General features: G+C 66.2%; 18 protein-coding genes and 2 tRNA genes. 6 read left to right on the top strand and 14 right to left on the bottom strand.

Translation table 11 applies throughout. The annotated features are described in order from the left end of the window. Positions 1-7: 7 nt before the first annotated feature. Both D2T30_RS09650 and erpA read right to left on the bottom strand, forming a co-directional pair. The gene (locus tag D2T30_RS09650) at positions 8-1,282 is read right to left on the bottom strand and encodes a hemolysin family protein (protein WP_128208700.1); all 1,275 of its coding nucleotides are present in this window, start codon (positions 1,280-1,282) and stop codon (positions 8-10) included. Positions 1,283-1,338: 56 nt separating this feature from the next. Continuing rightward, positions 1,339-1,671 carry an iron-sulfur cluster insertion protein ErpA gene (erpA, locus tag D2T30_RS09655; RefSeq protein WP_128186641.1) on the bottom strand — a complete coding sequence of 111 codons (333 nt, stop codon included), beginning with the start codon at positions 1,669-1,671 and terminating at the stop codon, positions 1,339-1,341. Between the two features lie 98 nt (positions 1,672-1,769). Here erpA and D2T30_RS09660 point away from each other — a divergent pair, with 98 nt between their 5' ends. Further along, the gene (locus D2T30_RS09660; RefSeq protein ID WP_128186639.1) at positions 1,770-2,918 is read left to right on the top strand and encodes a deoxyguanosinetriphosphate triphosphohydrolase; all 1,149 of its coding nucleotides are present in this window, start codon (positions 1,770-1,772) and stop codon (positions 2,916-2,918) included. Positions 2,919-3,138: 220 nt separating this feature from the next. Then, positions 3,139-3,561: an OsmC family protein gene (locus D2T30_RS09665; RefSeq protein WP_277749242.1), complete on the top strand. Its 423-nt coding sequence runs from the start codon at positions 3,139-3,141 to the stop codon at positions 3,559-3,561. A gap of 1 nt (position 3,562) precedes the next feature. On the opposite strand, the gene D2T30_RS09670 is transcribed toward D2T30_RS09665, so the two are convergent. After that, entirely contained in the window at positions 3,563-4,372 is an 810-nt protein-coding gene (locus tag D2T30_RS09670) for an alpha/beta fold hydrolase (RefSeq protein WP_128208701.1), read from the bottom strand. Beyond that, positions 4,372-4,971: a 2-hydroxychromene-2-carboxylate isomerase gene (locus D2T30_RS09675; RefSeq protein ID WP_128208702.1), complete on the bottom strand. Its 600-nt coding sequence runs from the start codon at positions 4,969-4,971 to the stop codon at positions 4,372-4,374. Before D2T30_RS09675 ends, D2T30_RS09670 begins: the two co-directional genes overlap by 1 nt. Positions 4,972-5,086: 115 nt before the next feature. Between D2T30_RS09675 and D2T30_RS09680 the strand changes: the two genes are divergently transcribed. Continuing rightward, positions 5,087-6,106, top strand: coding sequence for a ribose-phosphate pyrophosphokinase (locus tag D2T30_RS09680; RefSeq protein WP_128208703.1), 1,020 nt, complete (start codon positions 5,087-5,089; stop codon positions 6,104-6,106). 192 nt (positions 6,107-6,298) lie between these two features. Here D2T30_RS09680 and D2T30_RS09685 read toward each other — a convergent pair whose 3' ends face one another. The 6 genes from D2T30_RS09685 to D2T30_RS09710 form a co-directional block, all read right to left on the bottom strand. Then, positions 6,299-7,372, bottom strand: a complete 1,074-nt coding sequence (locus D2T30_RS09685) for a 5-(carboxyamino)imidazole ribonucleotide synthase (RefSeq protein ID WP_128208704.1) — start codon at positions 7,370-7,372, stop codon at positions 6,299-6,301. After that, a complete protein-coding gene (gene purE, locus D2T30_RS09690) occupies positions 7,365-7,850 on the bottom strand; it encodes a 5-(carboxyamino)imidazole ribonucleotide mutase (protein WP_128208705.1) in 486 nt (161 codons plus the stop codon). Before purE ends, D2T30_RS09685 begins: the two co-directional genes overlap by 8 nt. Before the next feature lie 64 nt (positions 7,851-7,914). Continuing rightward, on the bottom strand, positions 7,915-8,145 hold the full coding sequence (locus tag D2T30_RS09695; RefSeq protein ID WP_128186627.1) for a YdcH family protein: 231 nt from the start codon (positions 8,143-8,145) through the stop codon (positions 7,915-7,917). Positions 8,146-8,590: 445 nt separating this feature from the next. Next, positions 8,591-8,665 (bottom strand) — tRNA-Val (locus tag D2T30_RS09700). Between the two features lie 129 nt (positions 8,666-8,794). Further along, positions 8,795-11,209, bottom strand: a complete 2,415-nt coding sequence (lon, locus tag D2T30_RS09705) for an endopeptidase La (protein ID WP_128186625.1) — start codon at positions 11,207-11,209, stop codon at positions 8,795-8,797. 169 nt (positions 11,210-11,378) lie between these two features. Continuing rightward, a complete protein-coding gene (locus tag D2T30_RS09710; RefSeq protein WP_128208706.1) occupies positions 11,379-12,725 on the bottom strand; it encodes an ATP-binding protein in 1,347 nt (448 codons plus the stop codon). Between the two features lie 49 nt (positions 12,726-12,774). Here D2T30_RS09710 and D2T30_RS09715 point away from each other — a divergent pair, with 49 nt between their 5' ends. Together D2T30_RS09715 and D2T30_RS09720 are read left to right on the top strand one after the other, a co-directional pair. After that, positions 12,775-13,647 carry an MBL fold metallo-hydrolase gene (locus tag D2T30_RS09715; RefSeq protein ID WP_128208777.1) on the top strand — a complete coding sequence of 291 codons (873 nt, stop codon included), beginning with the start codon at positions 12,775-12,777 and terminating at the stop codon, positions 13,645-13,647. Between the two features lie 69 nt (positions 13,648-13,716). Then, positions 13,717-13,791, top strand: a tRNA-Asn gene (locus D2T30_RS09720). 681 nt (positions 13,792-14,472) lie between these two features. Here D2T30_RS09720 and D2T30_RS09725 read toward each other — a convergent pair. Beyond that, positions 14,473-15,009 (bottom strand): DUF2478 domain-containing protein, encoded by a 537-nt coding sequence (locus D2T30_RS09725; protein WP_164881771.1) that lies wholly within the window; start codon positions 15,007-15,009, stop codon positions 14,473-14,475. 26 nt (positions 15,010-15,035) lie between these two features. Then, positions 15,036-15,698, bottom strand: coding sequence for a molybdenum cofactor guanylyltransferase MobA (mobA, locus tag D2T30_RS09730; protein ID WP_128208708.1), 663 nt, complete (start codon positions 15,696-15,698; stop codon positions 15,036-15,038). 137 nt (positions 15,699-15,835) lie between these two features. Here mobA and D2T30_RS09735 point away from each other — a divergent pair, with 137 nt between their 5' ends. Next, positions 15,836-17,314 carry a phospholipase D-like domain-containing protein gene (locus D2T30_RS09735; RefSeq protein ID WP_128208709.1) on the top strand — a complete coding sequence of 493 codons (1,479 nt, stop codon included), beginning with the start codon at positions 15,836-15,838 and terminating at the stop codon, positions 17,312-17,314. Between the two features lie 392 nt (positions 17,315-17,706). Here the strand turns inward: D2T30_RS09735 and D2T30_RS09740 are convergent, their stop codons facing one another. Next, a complete protein-coding gene (locus tag D2T30_RS09740) occupies positions 17,707-18,507 on the bottom strand; it encodes an SseB family protein (protein WP_128208710.1) in 801 nt (266 codons plus the stop codon). Next, complete coding sequence (locus D2T30_RS09745) at positions 18,504-19,115, bottom strand: uracil-DNA glycosylase family protein (protein ID WP_128208711.1); 612 nt, start codon at positions 19,113-19,115, stop codon at positions 18,504-18,506. Before D2T30_RS09745 ends, D2T30_RS09740 begins: the two co-directional genes overlap by 4 nt. Positions 19,116-19,130: the final 15 nt, after the last annotated feature.

Raw genomic sequence — 19,130 nt, forward strand, 5'->3', positions numbered from 1 at the left:
GGCGGGGTCAGCCGCCCGCCGGATCGCGCTGCACCAGAATCTTGTCGATCCGCGCGCCGTCCATGTCCACCACCTCGAAGAGCCAGCCGTCGCTCCTCAGCACGTCGCCCTGCTGCGGCAGCCGCGCCAGCCGGTCGATGACGAAGCCCGCCGCCGTGTCGTAATCGCCATGCGCATCCTTGATCCGCAGCCGTTCCGTCAGCTCATCCGCCGGGACCCAGCCCGAGACCAGCAGCGATCCGTCCGCCCGTTCCTGAATCGCCGGTTCGTCGTCATCCGGATCGACGAACCGGCCCATGATGCCTTCGAGCACGTCCATCGCGGTGATGATCCCCTCGAAATGTCCGAATTCGTCAAAGACGAAGAGGATGCGGCTGCCCTCGGTGCGGAGCTTTTCGATCACCACCGTCGCCTTCGCCTGATCCATCACCACCGGCACCGGCCGCACGATCGAGGGGATCGAGCCGTTCTGCGGAAGCGCCAGCGCCTCGCGCGTGACGATCACGCCGATGATGTCATCCTCGCCGCCATCGCGCACCGGCAGCCGGTCGAAGGAGGATTTGCGGATCTGCTCCATCAGCTTAGGCCGGGGCAGGGACAGGTCGAGCAGTTCCACCTCATGCCGCGGGGTCATCAGCGACGAGGCCCGCCGGTCGGCGACCCGCATCACGCCGGTCAGCATCTCGCGCTCGCCGGGGGCAAAGACGCCCGCGCCCTCGGCCTCGTCCAACGTCAGTTCGACCTCTTCATCGGTGATGCCGGCGTCGCCCTTGCCGGACTGGCCGATCAGGCGCAGCACCAGCCTGCCGGAGATGTCCAGAAACCACACGATCGGCGTTGCGATCCGGGCGAGCATCCGCATCGCCGGCGCGACCCGCACGGCCACCCCGTCGGGATCGGCCAGCGCCACCTGCTTCGGCACCAGTTCGCCAAGGATGAGCTGCGCATAGGTGATCGCCGCGACGACCCCGCCGACGCCAAGCGTATTGGCGAGCGAGGCGGACATCCCCATCCCCATCAGCGCATTCGACAGCCTGAGCCCAAGCGCCGCGCCCGAAACCGCGCCCGCCACGATGCCGACCAGCGTGATCCCGATCTGCACCGAGGACAGGAATTTCCCGGGATTTTCCTTCAGCAGCAGCGCCGCGACCGCGCCCTTGGACCCGTCCTCCGCCATCCGCTTGAGCTTCGCCTCGCGCGAGGAGACGACGGCCAGTTCCGACATCGACAGCGCACCATTCAGCGCCGTCAGAGCGACGACGATCAGTATCTCAAGGAACATGGATCCGGGTTATGCCCGAGGAAGGGGGTCGTAAGGCACCGTCAGGCATCGGCGGCTCACATAGAGAACGAAATGCCACAGCCGCAACTGGCCGTCGCATTGGGGTTCTGCACGACAAAGCGCGCGCCGATCAGTTCTTCGGTGAAGTCGATCGTCGCATTTTCAAGGAAGGGCAGGGATACAGGGTCGATCAGCACCTTCTGGCCCTCGGCCTCGATCACGATGTCGTCGTCGGCCGGCGTCTCCTCAAGCTTCAGGTCATACTGAAACCCGGAACAGCCGCCCCCTTCGACCGCGACGCGCAAGGCGCGCGGATGGTCCGCCTGGGTGGCGTTGATCTGGGCGAGGCGCGCGAAGGCGCGGGGGGTGACGGTCGGAGGCAGAAGCATTTTATGACGGCCTGATTGCGCCCCTGTTCAGGGGGCCTGTATTTCCGGAACTTTCCAGATATAGGATGGGCCGAACACGCCGACAAGTCGAGGACTTCTTGTTGCAACCCTATGCCTGTCTGCCGGACGCCTCGCGCGGCCGCCTCTTTCCGGAAAACATGTCCACGTTCCGCTCGCCGTTTCAGCGCGACAGGGACCGGATCATCCATTCCTCGGCCTTCCGCCGGCTCAAGCACAAGACGCAGGTGTTCGTCGAGCATGAGGGCGACTATTACCGTACCCGCCTGACCCATACGATCGAGGTGGCGCAGGTGGCGCGGACGATCTCGGGCGCGCTCGGGCTGAACACCGATCTGGCCGAGGCGGTGGCGCTGGCACATGATCTGGGCCATCCGCCCTTCGGCCATACCGGCGAGGATGCGCTGGCGATCCTGATGGAGCCGTTCGGCGGGTTCGACCACAATGCGCAGGCGCTGCGGATCGTGACGCGGCTCGAACGCCATTACGCGGGCTTCGACGGGCTGAATCTGACGTGGGAGACGCTCGAGGGTATCGCCAAGCACAACGGCCCCGTCGATCCGCCGTGGAACTATGCGCTGGCCGAGGTGAACGGGCTGTGGGATCTCGAGCTTGGCACCAATGCCAGCGCCGAGGCGCAGGTGGCGGCGGTGGCGGACGATTGCGCCTACAACCACCACGACCTGCATGACGGGTTGCGCGCCGGGCTCTTCACCGAAGAGGATCTCTGCGGCCTGCCGGTCATCGGCGAATGCTTCGCCGAGGTGGACCGGCTGCATCCCGGCCTCGAACCCATGCGCCGCCGGCACGAGGCGCTGCGCCGCGTCTTCGGTGTGATGGTGGAGGATGTGATCTCGGTGGCGCAGAACCGGCTGGCCGCGCTGCAGCCGCGCTCGGTCGACGACATCCGCCACATGGACGGCCCGATCATCCGGTTTTCCAAGCCGCTCTATCAGAACCTGAAGGCGATCAAGTCCTTCCTGTTCCAGCGGATGTATCGCGCCCCCACCGTGATCGAGGAACGCCGCCGCGTGACGAAGATGGTCAACGCGCTGTTCCCGCTGTTCCTCAACCGGCCCGACCTGCTGCCCGAGGACTGGCAGGGCGACGCGGGCAAGGCGCGCGGGGACGAGATCGAACTGGCACGGGTCGTGCTCGACTACGTGGCGGGCATGACCGACCGTTTCGCCATTCAGGAATACCATCGGCTGATCGACCCGGACCTCTGAACGGCGCCTCGCCATACCGAACCTGTCGCTTCTCCCCTTCATTCTTCCATAAATATCCCGGGGGTGAGGCGCTTGCGCCGAGGGGGCTGGCCCCCTGCCGCGCCCGCCACGGGCGGCCATGTTCCCGATTGGCCCCCCGGCTCCGGGTTATTCCGGGCACGGGGGGAACGCGCGGGTCTTTCGCGCGTTGATCATGCTGACCCACGCACAGGAGGTTATCATGATCGTCAAATCCGGTTCCGCTCACTGGGAAGGCCCGATCCGCGACGGCAAGGGCAAGATCTCGACCCAGTCGGGGGCGCTGACCGACCAGCCCTATGGCTTCAACACCCGGTTCGAGGACAAGCCCGGCACCAATCCCGAGGAACTGATCGCCGCCGCCCATGCGGCCTGCTTCTCGATGGCGCTGTCGAAGGGGCTCGAAGATGCCGGGGTCACCGATGTCACCATCGACACGCAGGCGAAAGTCTCGATGGACAAGGACGACAAGGGCTTCACCATCAAATCCTCGATCCTCCACGTCACGGTGAAGGGGCAGGGGGATGAAACGGCGATCCGTCAGGCGGCGGATGCGGCCAAGGCCGGCTGCCCCGTGTCGCGGGTGCTGTCCTGCGAGGTCGGAATGGACCTGACGATCGGCTGACTCAGCTCCGGTCGAGGTTGAGCGCGATCAGATCGGACAGCTGTTTCGCATGGGTGAGGGGCAGCATATGCCCCGCCCCCGGCACCGAGGCGACGCCCACATCGGGCAGCCGCGCGGCGATGGCGGTGCAGATCGCCGCGCAGGCGGCGGGGCTTTTCTCGCCATGGATCAGCAGCACCGGGGTGTCGATGGCCTCGATCCCGTCCGGGCGCCAGATCCGCCCCGGATCGGTGAAATTCGCCTGGCTCACATCCTCGACCATCGGCATCTGCGCGATGAAGCGGCTGCGGTTGCGCTCGGAGAGCACGGCCCAGGGCACGCCCGCGCCCCAGTCCTCAAGGAAATCCTTCGCCGCCTCCTCATGCCGGCCGGAGGCGAGCAGCGCGTCCAGCCGGTCCTGCTTGCCGCGCCAATCCACCCAGTCTGGGCTGCCGGTGATCGCCTCGAACAGCACCGGCTCGATCAGCGTCAGCGAGCGCACGGCCTGCGGCGCGCCAACGGCGATGCGCAGCGCCACGACCGCGCCGAAGCTGTGCCCGATCAGGTCGAGCGGCCGGTCGATGAAGCCCGCCGCGATCCGCGTCGCCAGCGTCTGGTAGCTGCCGGGCGTGCCGTCCGGCTCCCATCGGGCCGACTGGCCATGGCCCGGCAGGTCGAAGGCGGTGGCGGTGATCCGGTCGCCAAGCGGCTCCAGCACCGGCGCCCAGAGATCCGACGTGCCGAGCATGCAATGCAGCGCGAGGGCAGGGCGTTCGCCTTCACCGAAGCTCTGCCAGTGGATCGTATGCCCCTGCAAGACGTCCTGCGCCATCACGGGCTTCCCAGATGATCGTCGAGGAAATCGAGCCTGTCCTGCCCCCAGAACCGCTGGTCGGTTTCGCGCACGATGTAGAAGGGCGCGCCGAAGACGCCACGCTCGACCGCTTCCTCAAGGTTCTTCTCATAGGACACCGCCCCGTCGAACAGACCGCTCGTGACGAGGTTCGGATCAAAGCCGAAGGCGGCGAGCTTTTCGCGGATCACATCATCCTCGGCGATGTTGCGGTCCTCGGCCCAGCCTGCACCGAGGATCGCATGAACGAGCCCGCCCAGATCGCCGCCGCCCGCCTTCTGCGCGGCGATGATCGCATAGGAGGCCGGGGCCGGATTGACCGGGAAATGCGTGGGCGACAGCACCATCGGCAGGCCCAGCCGATCGCGCCAGCGGGTCAGCTCCTGCAGCCGGTAGGCCACCCGGTTCGGATGCCGCGCCACCGGGCGCGTGCCGCCCGTGCGGTCGAACAGCGCCAGCACGTCAAGCGGCCTGTAACTGATCGCGGCGCCGTGTTTTGCGGCGATTTCCTCAAGCCGAAGGCCCGCGAGGTAGCACCACGGGCTGTTGACCGCGAAAAAATAGTCGATTTGTGCCATCCGGACGGCCTCTCTGCGGCTGCGACATTTGCGGGAAGGCTAGCCCGGTGCTAAGGCGGGCGCAATCCACGCGAATCCGCCGACAGCCCCGCCGGCGCAGCCCAGAGGGAAACCGATGCCCGTCATGACCGAACCGAAAATCATCGCCGGTAACGCCAACAAGCCCCTTGCCCAGTCCATCGCACGCCGGATGTCGATGCACCGGGGAATGTCGGTCAACCTCGTCGATGCTCGGGTCGAGCGGTTCAACGATCAGGAGATCTTCGTCGAGGTCTACGAAAACGTCCGGGGCGAGGACATGTTCATCATCCAGCCGACCTCGAACCCGGCGAATGACAACCTGATGGAACTGCTGATCATGACCGACGCGCTGAAGCGCTCCTCGGCCGACCGGATCACCGCCGTCATCCCCTATTTCGGCTATGCCCGGCAGGATCGCCGGTCCAAGGCGCGCACGCCGATCTCGGCCAAGCTGGTCGCCAACCTGCTGACCGAGGCGGGCGTGGACCGGGTGCTGACGCTCGATCTGCATGCGGCGCAGATCCAGGGTTTCTTCGATGTTCCGGTGGACAACCTCTATGCGGCGCCGGTCTTCGCGCTCGACATCCTGCACAATTTCCGCGGCCAGCTTGGCGATGTGATGGTCGTCTCGCCCGACGTGGGCGGCGTGGCGCGGGCGCGCGAACTGGCCAAGCGGATCAACGCGCCGCTCGCCATTGTCGACAAGCGCCGCGAAAAGGCCGGCGAAGTCGCGGGGATGACCGTGATCGGGGAGGTCTCAGGCAAGAAATGCATCATCGTCGACGACATCTGCGACACGGCGGGCACGCTGTGCAAGGCGGCGGAAGTGCTGCTCGAAGCCGGCGCGACCGAAGTCCATGCCTATATCACCCACGGCGTCCTCTCCGGTCCGGCGGTCGAGCGGGTGACGAAATCGGTGATGAAATCGCTGGTCATCACCGATTCGATCAACCCGACCGAAGCGGTGCTGGGCGCGGGCAACATCCGCATCGTGCCGACCGCGCCGATGTTCGCGCAGGCGATCCTGAACACATGGTCGGGAACCTCGGTCTCCTCGCTGTTCGAGACGGATACGCTGGTGCCGATCTACGAAGGTCTCTATTCGCAGAACTGAGGCAAGGGGGCGGCGCCCTCTTCGCCCGCGGCCCGGGCCGCGCATCCGCCAGAGCGGCCTTCCCCCGGGAGGCCGCTTTTTCAGACTTTTCCCCGAGGATATCTGGAAAAAGACGAAAGCCCCTTCATTCTTCCATAAATATCCCGGGGTGAATTGCCCCGAAGGGGCAAGAGGGGCAGGGCCCCTCCTACCTCAGAGCACGCGATTCACATGGCCCATCTTGCGCCCCGGCTTGGCCACGGCCTTGCCGTAGAGATGGATCTGCGTGCGCGGCTGGCGCGCATAGTCCGGCACCTTCTCGATGTCGTCGCCGATCAGGTTGAGCATCTCGACATCCACGTAGCGCGCCCCGTCGCCCAGAGGCCAGCCGGCGATGGCGCGGATATGCTGCTCGAACTGGTCGACGGTGCAGCCCGCCTGCGTCCAGTGGCCGGAATTATGCACCCGCGGCGCGATCTCGTTGACCAGCAGGCCCTTGGGCGTCACGAACAGCTCCACCCCCAAGACGCCGACATAATCCAGCGCGTTGAGGATCCTGCCCGCGATCAGCACCGCATCCGAGGCGCGGGCGGCGGGGATCTGCGCCGGCACCGTCGTCGTGTGCAGGATGCCGTTCCGGTGCACGTTCTGGCCGGGATCGTAGCAGGCGACGGAACCGTCAAGCCCGCGCGCCGCGATCACCGAAATCTCGCAGGAGAAATCCACGAAGCCCTCCAGCACCGCCGTCGCACCCGCCATCGCGGCAAGGGCCTCGGGCGCGTCGGTGGGGCTCATGATCCGCGCCTGCCCCTTGCCGTCATAGCCGAGCCGCGTGGTCTTGAGGATACCGGGCGTGCCGATCAGCGCGATCGCCTCGTCGAGCGAGGCGCGATCAGTGACCTCCGCCCAGGGCGCGGTGGCAAGGCCGAGGTCGTTGAGGAAGCTCTTCTCCCGGATACGGTCCTGCGAAATGGCCAGCGCGCGGCGGTTCGGATGGATCGGGCGGATCGTCTCGATCAGGTCGAGCGCCTCGGTCGGGATGTTCTCGAATTCATAGGTGACGACATCGACGCTTTCGGCAAAGGCGCGCAGCGCCGCCTCGTCGTCATAGGGCGCGGTCGTGACGCGGTGGGCGACATGACCGGCGGGCGGTTGGGCGCCGGGTTCAAAGACATGCGTGCGAAAGCCGAGCCGCGCCGCCGCGACGGACAGCATCCGTCCAAGCTGACCGCCGCCGAGGATGCCGATGGTCGCGCCGGTGGGCAGGGGGGAGGGGATCTCATTCATCTTGCGGTTCGTCCGGAATGGAGGCGGAAAGGGCGTCGCGCCAGGCGTCGAGCCGCGCGGCAAGGGCAGGGTCGTTGTTGGCAAGGATCGCCGCCGCCATCAGCCCGGCATTGGCGGCCCCGGCCGCGCCGATCGCCATGGTGGCGACGGGAAAGCCCTTGGGCATCTGCACGATGGAATAGAGGCTGTCGACGCCCGACAGCGCCTTGGTCTGCACCGGAACGCCGATCACCGGCACGCGGGTCTTGGACGCCATCATGCCCGGCAGATGCGCGGCCCCGCCGGCGCCGGCGATGATGACCTGCAATCCGCGTTCGACGGCGGTCTTGCCATAGGTCCAGAGGCGGTCGGGGGTGCGATGGGCCGAGACGATCTTCTTCTCATAGCCGATCCCGAGGTCATCAAGGATCTTCGCCGCTTCACGCATGGTCGCCCAGTCCGACTGGCTGCCCATGATGATTCCCACTTTCACGCCCATCTTCGCCCTTTCCAAATGGAGCGCGCACTATAGGCGCCCGACACGCATCGGCAAGGGCGGAGTCTCAGGCGATGATGTCGGGGGTCAGCAGATCCTCGATCCGGGCGATCTGGTCCTTGAGCGCCAGCTTCTGCTTCTTCAACCGCACGATGCGCAACTGATCGGGGTGGCCGGCCTGCGTCAGGGCGATGATCGCCTCATCGAGGTCACGATGTTCGCGGCGCAGAACGGCGAGTTTCACGCGCAACACATCGTCGTGCTTCATTTCCATGGAGGTGTCGGTATGAGCGTTCATCTCCGGCTTCCGATCAAATGGGTTGCTGCCCCCGGCGACTCGCGGTGGCTTTCGATAAATATAGCGATTTCCTGCCGTTAAGCACCAAATTAATGGTTCGGGCCCGATATCGCCGCGTTTCCGCTGCCGGACTGCTGCGAGGGGGGCGTTTTCGCCGCCATATGTTTTCGTCCCCATATGGGGGACGTTCCGATCCCAGGACGAAATCCCCCCATATCATCGCAAGGATCGGGAGCGTTGTCCCTGACCTGCGTCAAGGACATGTATCGGGGAATCATCTTATTTTGACCTCATTGAGAGGTTGCATTTGAGTATGTGTCGGCAGCCGCCCGAACCCGGTTCGGGCGGCTGTTGTTCTGCGGGGAACTGGATGCGGTTTCGCCCGGGCGGATGGCCGGGAAAAAGGAAACCCCGGGTTCGGCGAACCCGGGGTTTCATGTAATTCTGGTGGGCGATAACGGATTTGAACCGCTGACATCTTCGATGTGAACGAAGCGCTCTACCGCTGAGCTAATCGCCCGGTAGGGGGCCTTTTAGCGGCAGTGATCAGGTTCCGCAAGAGGCTGTTTCACCGCTTTTTCCGACTTTCGCCGGGCCTGAAAAAGGAAACACGCGCCCGAGGGCGCGTGTTCCGGATTTAGGTGGCGGATCAGTGCGCGACGGCGCCCTGACCTTCGCGGGCCGCCGCGGCACGGGCCGCCGCGGCCGCTTCTTCGGCCACCTCGTCCCATTCGATCGGCTCCGGCATCCGCACCAGCGCGCGGGGCAGGACCTCACGCACATGGGTGACGGGGATGATCGTCAGCCCCTGCTTCACGTTCTGCGGGATGTCGATCAGATCCTTGGCGTTCTCGTCCGGGATCAGCACCGTCTTGATGCCGCCCCGCAGCGCCGCCAGAAGCTTTTCCTTCAACCCGCCGATCGGCAGGACATTGCCGCGCAGCGTGACCTCGCCGGTCATGGCGATGTCCTTGCGCACCGGAATGCCCGTCAGAACCGAGACGATCGAGGTCACCATCGCGATCCCGGCCGAAGGCCCGTCCTTGGGTGTGGCGCCTTCGGGAACGTGGACGTGGATGTCCATGTTCTCGAATTTCGGCGGCCGCACGCCAAGCTCGGGGGCGATCGAACGGACGTAGCTCGACGCCGCCTCGATCGATTCCTTCATCACGTCGCCCAGTTTCCCGGTCGTCTTCATCCGGCCCTTGCCGGGCAGGCGCAACGCCTCGATCTGCAGCAGGTCGCCTCCGACCGAAGTCCAGGCCAGCCCCGTGACCACGCCCACCTGATCTTCCTTCTCGGCCAGACCGTAGCGGAACTTCTTCACCCCGAGATAGTCCTCGAGGTTCGAGGCATCGACCGTGATCGACTTCACCGCGCCCTTCGATTTGAGGATCTCGGTCACCGCCTTGCGGGCCAGCTTGGCGATCGTGCGTTCCAGACTGCGGACCCCGGCTTCACGGGTGTAGTAGCGGATGATGTCGGTCAGCGCCGCGTCGGTGACGGTGAACTCGCCCTTCTTCAGGCCGTGCGCCTTCACTTCCTTGGCGACAAGGTGCTGCTTGGCGATCTCGCGCTTTTCGTCCTCGGTGTAACCCGACAGCGGGATGATCTCCATCCGGTCCATCAGCGGCTCGGGCATGTTGTAGCTGTTCGCCGTGGTGATGAACATGACGTTCGACAGATCGTATTCCACCTCAAGATAGTGGTCGACGAAGGTGCCGTTCTGTTCCGGATCGAGCACTTCCAGCATCGCCGAGGCCGGGTCGCCACGGAAATCCTGCCCCATCTTGTCGATTTCATCGAGCAGGATGAGCGGATTGGTGGTCTTCGCCTTCTTCAGCGCCTGGATGATCTTGCCGGGCATCGAGCCGATATAGGTCCGGCGGTGGCCGCGGATTTCCGATTCGTCACGCACACCGCCAAGCGAGATGCGGATGAATTCGCGCCCCGTGGCCTTCGCCACGCTGCGTCCGAGCGACGTCTTGCCCACGCCCGGCGGACCGACGAGGCACAGGATCGGCCCCTTCAGCTTGTCCGAACGCGCCTGCACGGCCAGATATTCGACGATCCGTTCCTTGACCTTCTCAAGGCCATAGTGATCGGCGTCGAGCACCTTTTCCGCCACGGTCAGATCCTTCTTGACGCGCGACTTCACCCCCCACGGCAGCGCCAGCAGCCAGTCGAGGTAGTTGCGCACCACGGTGGCCTCGGCGGACATCGGGCTCATGGACTTCAGCTTCTTCAGCTCGCCCTCGGCCTTTTCGCGGGCTTCCTTGGAGAATTTCGTGTTGGCGATCTTCTCTTCCAGCTCGGTCAGTTCGTTCTGGCCTTCGTCCCCGTCGCCGAGTTCCTTCTGAATGGCCTTCATCTGCTCATTCAGATAGTATTCGCGTTGGGTCTTCTCCATCTGCGACTTGACGCGGGACTTGATCTTCTTCTCGACCTGAAGGACGGAAACCTCGCCCTGCATCAGGCCGTAGACCTTTTCCAGACGCGACGAAACGTCAAGCGTTTCAAGCAGTTCCTGCTTCGCCTTCACGTCGAGGCCAAGGTGACCCGCCACCAGATCGGCAAGCTTGTCGGCCTCATGCGTTTCCGAAACGGCCGCGAGGGCTTCCTCGGGGACGTTCTTCTTGATCTTGGCATACCGCTCGAATTCCTCGGCGACCGAGCGCAGCAGCGCCCGGATCGTGTCCTGATCGCCTTCGGTTTCCTCCAGCTCGACGGCCTCGGCCTCGAAGAAGGACTCGTTGGTCAGGAATTCGGTGATCTTCACCCGCGTCTTGCCTTCGACCAGCACCTTGACGGTGCCGTCGGGCAATTTCAGCAGTTGCAGCACATTGGCCAGCACGCCGGTGCGGTAGATCCCGTCCTGGGTCGGCTCATCGACCGAAGGGTCGATCTGGCTGGCCAGCAGGATCTGGCGGTCGTCCGACATCACCTCTTCCAAGGCGCGAACGGATTTTTCCCGGCCCACGAAAAGCGGCACGATCATGTGGGGAAACACCACGATGTCGCGCAGCGGAAGGACCGGATAGGTGGTCGAGAGGGTCTCGGTCATCATTTTTCCTCTATGGCGAAAGGGCACCGGCCCCGCCCTTGCGGCAGCCACGGCCCTTCCCGGTTTGACCATATCTAGGGGGCCGGGGCGGGCGGTTCAACCAGTGCGCCCGTCTGGCCCGTCACGTCGTGGTTACATTGCAGGCACCGGCGTCGGACGGCAAGGGGGATCAGCGCGGCAGGATCATTTCCACGGAAAGCCCGCCCAGCCGGGTGCTGGCACCCAGCTTCAGCGTGCCGCCGTGGCGGCGCGCGATGTCGGCGGCGATCGCAAGGCCCAGCCCGACGCCCTGTCCCCGGTCCTGATTGCGCGCGGGGTCGAGCCGGGTGAAGGGTTTCAGCGCCTCTTCCCGTTGCGCGGGCGGGATGCCGGGGCCGTCGTCCTCGACGGTGATGCGCACGGTCTTGGGGGTCAGCGTAACCGTGACCTCGGCGCGCGAGCCGTAGCGCGCGGCATTGCCCAGCAGGTTTTCCAGCGCGCGGCGGATCGCGTCGTGGCGCAGCTGCAGCACGACGGATCCCGGGGCAGGGCAGGAGGCCAGCGTCACCGGATTGCCGACCCGGTTCGCATCCCCGACGATGCGGGTGACGAAATCGCAGATATCCGTGGGTTCCGGATCATCCTGCAACGCCCCCTCGCGCGAGAAATCGAGAAAAGCGTTGATCATCTTGCCCATTTCATCGACGTCGCGTTCCATCGCGGCGATATCCTCGCGCGTGTCCGGATCGTCGGGCAGCATCGACAGGCCCAGCCGCAGCCGCGTCAGCGGAGTGCGCAGGTCATGGCTGATGCCTGACAGCATCAGGGTGCGCTGCTCGATCTGCCGCTCGATCCGGGCGCGCATGTCGTTGAAGGCGCGCCCGGCGGTGCGCACCTCGGTCGCGCCCGAGGGATGGTAGGGCACCGAATGGCCCTTGCCGAAGGCCTCGGCCGCGCGCGCCAGCCGGTGGATCGGCCGCAACTGGTTGCGCAGGAAGATGAAGGCGATCACCGTCATCAGGATGGAAACCCCGACCATCAGCACCAGCAGCTGATGCGGATTGCTGGCCGAAACCCGGTCGCGCGGGAAAGAGATGCGCATCATCCCCCACCGGCTCTGCACATGCAGCGTGACCCGCGATCCGTCCCGCAGATCGATGGAGCGCAGGCCGGGAATCGCATTGCGAATCGTGTCGATGACGACGATCCCGGTCAGGTCGAGCGGGCGGCGCATGTCGGTGTCGATGTCACGCGGCGTGGTGTCGGGCAGCGCCACCGTCAGGCCGAGCGGTTCGGAGAGGTCCAGAATCGCCTCCCGCGCGGCGCCGAGCGTCGGGGCATGGTCGATCCTGTCGGTCACCAGCACGATCTCGCGCAGCATGGATTCGGTCATCTGCCGGGTCACGCGGTCGAAATGGCGCTGGATGAAGACGACCGAGACGACAAGCTGGATGGTGATGACCGGCACGATGAGGATCAGCGCGGCACGCCCGTAGAGCCCGCGCGGCATCACCTGTTTGAGCCAGCCGAAATTCATCCTAAATTCTTATCCGCAATGCCTGACGGGGGGAAGCGGAATGGCGATGATGGCCGGGCTGGAGCCGGGCGTGCGGCGGATCGTGGCGCGCAATCCCTCGCCGATGACGGGAACCGGGACCTGCACCTATGTCGTGGGGACGGGGCGCGTCGCGGTGATCGACCCCGGCCCGGCGGATCCTGCGCATATGCAGGCGCTGCTTGGCGGGCTGGGGCGCGGCGAGCGGGTGGAGGCGATCTTCGTCACCCATGCGCATCTGGACCATTCCCCCGGCGCGCGCCTTCTGGCCGAGGTGACGGGCGCGGCGGTGCATGCTTTCGGCCCGGCCGACGCCGGACGTTCGCCCGTCATGGCCCGGCTGGCGGCGCAGGGGCTCGCGGGGGGCGGCGAGGGGGTCGATGCGGCATTCCGGCCCGATGTCCTTCTGGCGGATGGCGCGGTGGTGTCCGGCCCGGACTGGTCGCTGCGCGCATTGCACACCCCCGGCCATTTCGGCAATCACCTCGGCTTCGCCTTTGGCGACGCGATCTTTACCGGCGATCTGGTGATGGGCTGGTCCTCGACGCTGATTTCCCCGCCCGACGGGGATCTGGGGGATTACATGCGCTCGCTCGACCGGCTGGCGGCGGAAGGGGCGCGGCGCTTCTTCCCCGGCCACGGCGATCCGGTCGAGACGCCGGCCGAGCGGCTTGCCGCCCTTGCCGGGCATCGCCGCGCGCGCTCCCGCCAGATCATGGAGGTTCTGGCGCGGGGACCGGCGACGGTGATGTCGATCGTGCGCAGCCTCTACACCGACCTGCCCGAGGACCTGCATCCCGTCGCCGCCCGCAACGTCTTTGCGCATCTTGTTGAAATGCATTCGAAAAACGAGATATCTCAGGCTTCGGAGCTGTCCCCCGGGGCAATCTTCTTCCGCCGGTAAGAAAAGTCGAAAAATCTCGTTTCCGCCTCTTGCACCCCTGAATCGCTGCCGCTATACACCGCCGCATGTTCCGGCGTAGCTCAGCGGTAGAGCAGTTGACTGTTAATCAATTGGTCGTAGGTTCGATCCCTACCGCCGGAGCCATAGATCACTGAAGACATTCAGTTTTCTGTTCAGCTACACTTTCCCCACCCATCACCTGACTCGTTTGAAGCCGAACGGCGGTCAGGCTGGTTGGTTGCGGGCGTTCAGGCGTGGGCTGGTCACGACCAGCATGTCATCCGCGTGGATAAATCCGGGGGCGGGCGCCTTTCTGAGGAGATTCCGGGTCCTGCGGTGCCGATGCACTGACCGGCGGGGGTTTGAGCGGACATGAACTCTTCCGCCCATCACCCGGTTTTCACTGGATTTTACCGTAACCGGTATTGGTGCGGACGACGGGGATCGAACCCGTACTCTCACAGAGAGGCAGATTTTCGTACCACTTCGGCTTTCGCCGCCGCCCCGTCCTTGCGGGCCGGGCGTTCGTGGTCTGGACTGTCCCTTCGCCGTGACCCGCAGGCTTGATGACCCGTAGGCTTTAGGCGCCGCCCGTCCAGTCTCTACACCTTCCCCTTGCGGGGCTTGGCTCGGGATTGGCAACGGGTTTCCCCGGAAGCTTTCCCCGACTTTGAGCGGTTCTACACCGCGGATTTCCCCGCGGGCACTCCAATTTTTAAAGTCTGCTGCGTCTACCAGTTTCGCCACGTCCGCATGGCCCCGCGAAGGGCCGACTGCTTTCTAACCGGGTGTCGGCCCCTCTTTCAATCCGCAATCGGCGCGGGGTCAGGCGCGCAGCGCGACAGCCGCGTCGATTCCGCAGACCTCGCGGATGAAACCGCGGATGGCGGGCACGTCGCAGGGCAATGTCTCGGCCAGATCGCCGCAATAGTCCTGCCAGAAGCCCAGATGCTTGCGCCCGACCGCGATCAGCACCGGCACGTCGGACAAGAGCGCCTGTTCCAGCGTGGCGCGAAAGCCGCCGCCCTCGGCCTCGACCTTGCCGAATCGGTTCAGCACCAGAAGGTCGGGGCGCACCGCCAGAACGGCATCGACCTCGCCCGCGACCTCGGTCAGCGCGACGGAATCGAGCCGGCATCCCTGCGACCCGGTGCCCAGATCCTGTGTGATCTTGCGCCGCGATCCGTCATGCAGCGCGCGCAGCACGATGTCGGTGCAGTCGCATCCGGTGCCGGGTTCATAGCCCTGAAGGTAGCCGACGATCCGCCGCCCGCGCAGGGCGGGGTCGGCCAAAGCCTCGGCCATCATGTCGTCGACCGGGGTTTCCGGGTCGAACACTACGGCGGCAAGTTTTGACGGCATCGCGCAAATCCCTGATGATCCGGGGATCATGATCCCGCCGGCGGCTGGCGGTCAAGGCCGAAGATCAGCGGGGCCAGACGGCGCGCCCTGTCCAGATCGCCGGGGGCATTGACGTTGAAGAACGGATCGAAGGGCTCCGTCGGGAAGCGCGCCCAGCCGGTGCCGTGCCGCTCGGTCCACAGCACGATCTTCGACACCCCGGCCGTCAGCGCCTGCCGCAGATCCTCGCGCAGCGATACCGGCCAGAGCCCGAAGGTCGGATGCCGCACCATCCGTCCGCTGGCGGGGTCGTCGGTCGCGGCGAGCACGATCGGGGTTTCGGGTGTCTTCGCCCGCCACAGCGCCCCGGCCAGACCGGCGGGCAGGAAGGGCGTATCGGCGGCGGCGGTCAGGATATGGCCGTAACCCCGCGCGGCGGCGTGATCCATCCCCGCCAGCACCCCGGCCAGAGGCCCGGGCAGGCCCGGCAGACTGTCCGGCACGACCTCGAGCCCCAGATCAGCGAACCGCGCCGGATCGCCGTTCGCGTTCAGCACCAGCGTCCGGCATTGCGGGCGCAGGCGCGCCACCACCGCCTCGATCATCGTGAGGGGGCCAAGCGACAGCCGCCCCTTGTCGCCGCCGCCCATGCGCCGCGCGGCCCCGCCGGCGAGGATGACGCCCATGATGTCTGTCCGCGGATCGGTCATCGCCCGGCCTCCCTGACGCCGGTGTGCCCGAAACGCCTCCGGTGACGCAAGGGCGCGATTTTCCCGCGGCTGGGGAACCCGGCCCGTTCGGGGCACGTTGACCCCGCATCAATCCGGGGCGTCGGACCGGGGAAAGCATGACGACGAGGGACTTCCAGCTGCAACCGGGCCGGAACTGCTGGCGCATCGCGCCCGCGGACCGCCTTGCCGTCATCGTCGATGCGGCGGATTACTTTGTCGCGGCGCGGCGGGCGATGCTGTCCGCGCGCCATACCATCACGCTGATCGGCTGGGATTTCGATGCGCGGATCCGGCTGGGCGCGACCGGGAATGGCGATGACGGGCCGGAACGGCTGGGGGATTTCCTGCTCTGGCTGGCCGATCGCACGCCGGGATTGCAGATCCGCCTGCTTCGCTGGGATACCGGCGCGTTCCGGGCGCTGCTGCGCGGCTCGATGATCTGGACCATCCTGCGCTGGAAGGCGCATCCGCGGATCACCCTGCGCCTTGACGGGGTGCATCCGGTGGCGGGCTCGCATCACCAGAAGATCGTGATGATCGACGATTGCCTGGCCTTTTGCGGCGGGATCGACATCACCCTGGGCCGCTGGGACACGTCAGAACATCTGGACGACGATCCCCGCCGCGTCGATCCGAACGGCCGGCCGCTGAAGCCCTGGCACGACGTGACCACGGTGTTCGACGGCCCTGCCGCGCGTGTCATGGGCGAGCTTGCCCGTGCGCGCTGGCAGGCCGCGACGGGGGAGGTGCTGCCCGAATGCACCGAGCCGCACGACTGCTGGCCAAAGGGCGTCGCGCCCGGATTTCGCGGCATGCGGCTGGGTATCGCGCGCACCATGCCGAAGATGAACGGAACCCGCCCCGCGCATGAGATCGAGACCGCCTATCTGGACCTGATCGCCGGGGCGAAACGGTTCATCTATGCCGAAAGCCAGTATTTCGCCTCGCGCCGCATCGCCCATGCCATCGCCGAGCGGCTGGCCGAAGAGGACGGGCCGGAGATCGTCATCGTCAATCCCCATGTGGCGGAGGGCTGGCTTGAACCCCTCGCGATGGACAGCGCCCGTGCAAGGCTGGTCACGGCGCTGCGCAGGATCGACCGTCACGGGCGCCTGCGGATCTATCATCCGCGCACCGAGGGCGGGAGGAACATCTATGTCCATGCCAAGGTGATGATCGTCGATGATCGCGTGCTGCGGGTCGGATCGTCGAATTTCAACAACCGCTCGCTGCGACTCGACACCGAATGCGACGTGATCCTGACCGCACCCGAGGCGGAGGGCGCCGGTCCGGTTCCGGGCATCGCCCGGTTGCGCGACCGGCTGATCGCCGAGCATCTGGGCATCGCGTCCGCCGATTTTGCCGCGCATTTCGCCCGGACCGGATCGCTGACCGCCTCGATCGAGGCGCTGCGCGGCGCGGGGCGCAGCCTTGTCCCCTATCGCGTCCCGCGGCTTTCGGGCGTGTCGGAATGGCTTGCGGACAATGAAATCCTCGACCCGAACGGGCCGGACGAGATGTTCGAACATCCCGCCCGGCGTGGGCTGTTCAAGGGATGGGACCGGCTGCTGAACCGCCTGCACCACCGGGCCTGACCCCGCGAGGGCAGATCCGACGGGTTGTCCCCGCGAGGGTCCGGGACGGGTTGCGGGAATGCGTGTAAAACCGGGGCCGAGGCGCCGGTGGATGGGGCGCAGGGGGCCAGCCCCCTCGCGGCTTTGCCGCTCACCCCCGGGATATTTATGGAAAGATGATGGGAAGGGGGTTCTCCCGGTGGTTTCGCGGTGCGCCCTCAACTGAATTCCTGCCGGGGGGATGGACGCCGCCCTTGGCCCGGGTATTCGGTGGGACGACCTTTCGGCATGGCGATGCGGCCGCGGTCATCCCGGGGATTTATGGCCGGGAAATTCAGGACAGGATGAAAGGCGGGCGGCTTGTCCGGGGAGGCCGTCCGGCCCTTGTCCGGCAGGCACTGTCCCGACGGGGATCAGCGCAGGATCGGCGGTTTCGCGGGATCCATGCCGGGGCCGGTCAGCGTCACCTCCTGCACCTGTTCGGGTTCCGCTTCGGGCAGATGCAGCACCAGCGCCTTGTCCAGCAGGACCTGCGCGGCGGGATCGTCTTCGGTCAGGAAGGTCACGTCGATTTCTCCGGCTTCGAGGCCGGAAAATGTCAGCGCCTCGTGGATCGCCTTGGCGAGGCCGGGCTGCGCCGCTTCGGGCGTGCCGAGGAACGCGAGCACATGGCCGCGCCGGCCGCCTTCATAGGTGACGCCGCCCAGAAGCGCATGCGAGGCGAGCCCGGCGATCTGGTCGAATTTCGCCTCGAACGCCGGGAGCAGCAGCGCGAGAACGGCGGGCGGCAGGGCAGGGGCGTCGAAGGCGGTGGGGCGAGCCTCGGCATATTCGGGGCTATGGGTCAGCGTATGGGTCAGCCATTCCAGCGCGTCGGGCGGCAGGAGCATCGCCGAGTCCGCCACGCCGAGGTTGATGCCCAGCCCGATTTCCTCCCCCGCCAGATGCTGCGCGATCACCCGGCCGGGCAGCGCCGCATAGGGCGCGGGCGCGTCGCCGAAGGCCGCGAGCCGTTCCTCAAGGTCGAAGGCGAGGACGAAATCGCCCTCCTCGGTCTCGAACACCTGCGGGATGATGTCGTTGTCCTCGTCGGGTTCGTGTTCCAAGAGCAGGAACAGCTCGGCATCGGCAAGCCGGTCATAGACGGCAAGGCGCAGGGCCTCATTCTCCGGATCGGCTTCCATCGCGGCATGGGCGCGGTCGTAGGGCGTCATAATACCTCCTTCACCCGGGCGCGGAGGACGGGCAGCAGATCGGCCTCGAACCACGGGTTGCGTTTCAGCCATGCCGTATTGCGCCAGGACGGATGAGGCAAGGGAAAGACGTGCGGCGCGTGATCGCGCCAGCGGGCGACGGTGTCGGTGACGCGCCCCGGCCCAAGGTGCCAGCGCTGCGCCGCACCACCTACCAGCAGCGTCAGATCCATCGGGCCGAGCGCCGCCATCACCCGGTCGCGCCATGTGCGGGCGCAAACCGGCGGCGGCGGCAGGTCGGACCCCTTGGCGTCATAGCCCGGAAAGCAGAAGGCCATCGGCACGATGGCGATGCGGTCGCGGTCGTAGAAGGTTTCCGCATCCACCCCCATCCAGTCGCGCAGCCTGTCGCCCGACGGATCGGTGAACGGCCTGCCCGAGGCATGGACCCGCGCCCCCGGCGCCTGCCCGACGACCAGCACCCGGGCGCCGGGCCGGAACCACACCACAGGGCGCGGCGCATGGGCCGTCGCGGTCGCGGCAAAGCGGTCGGCGCAGATCCGGCAGGCCTCGATCCGTCCGATCAGCCCTGTGGCGCTGTCAGCAAGATCCAAGGCCCGTCCTTTCATGTAGCCATCCGGCAT

It is taken from the genome of Paenirhodobacter populi (assembly GCF_004022215.1).
Lineage (GTDB): Bacteria > Pseudomonadota > Alphaproteobacteria > Rhodobacterales > Rhodobacteraceae > Rhodobacter > Rhodobacter populi.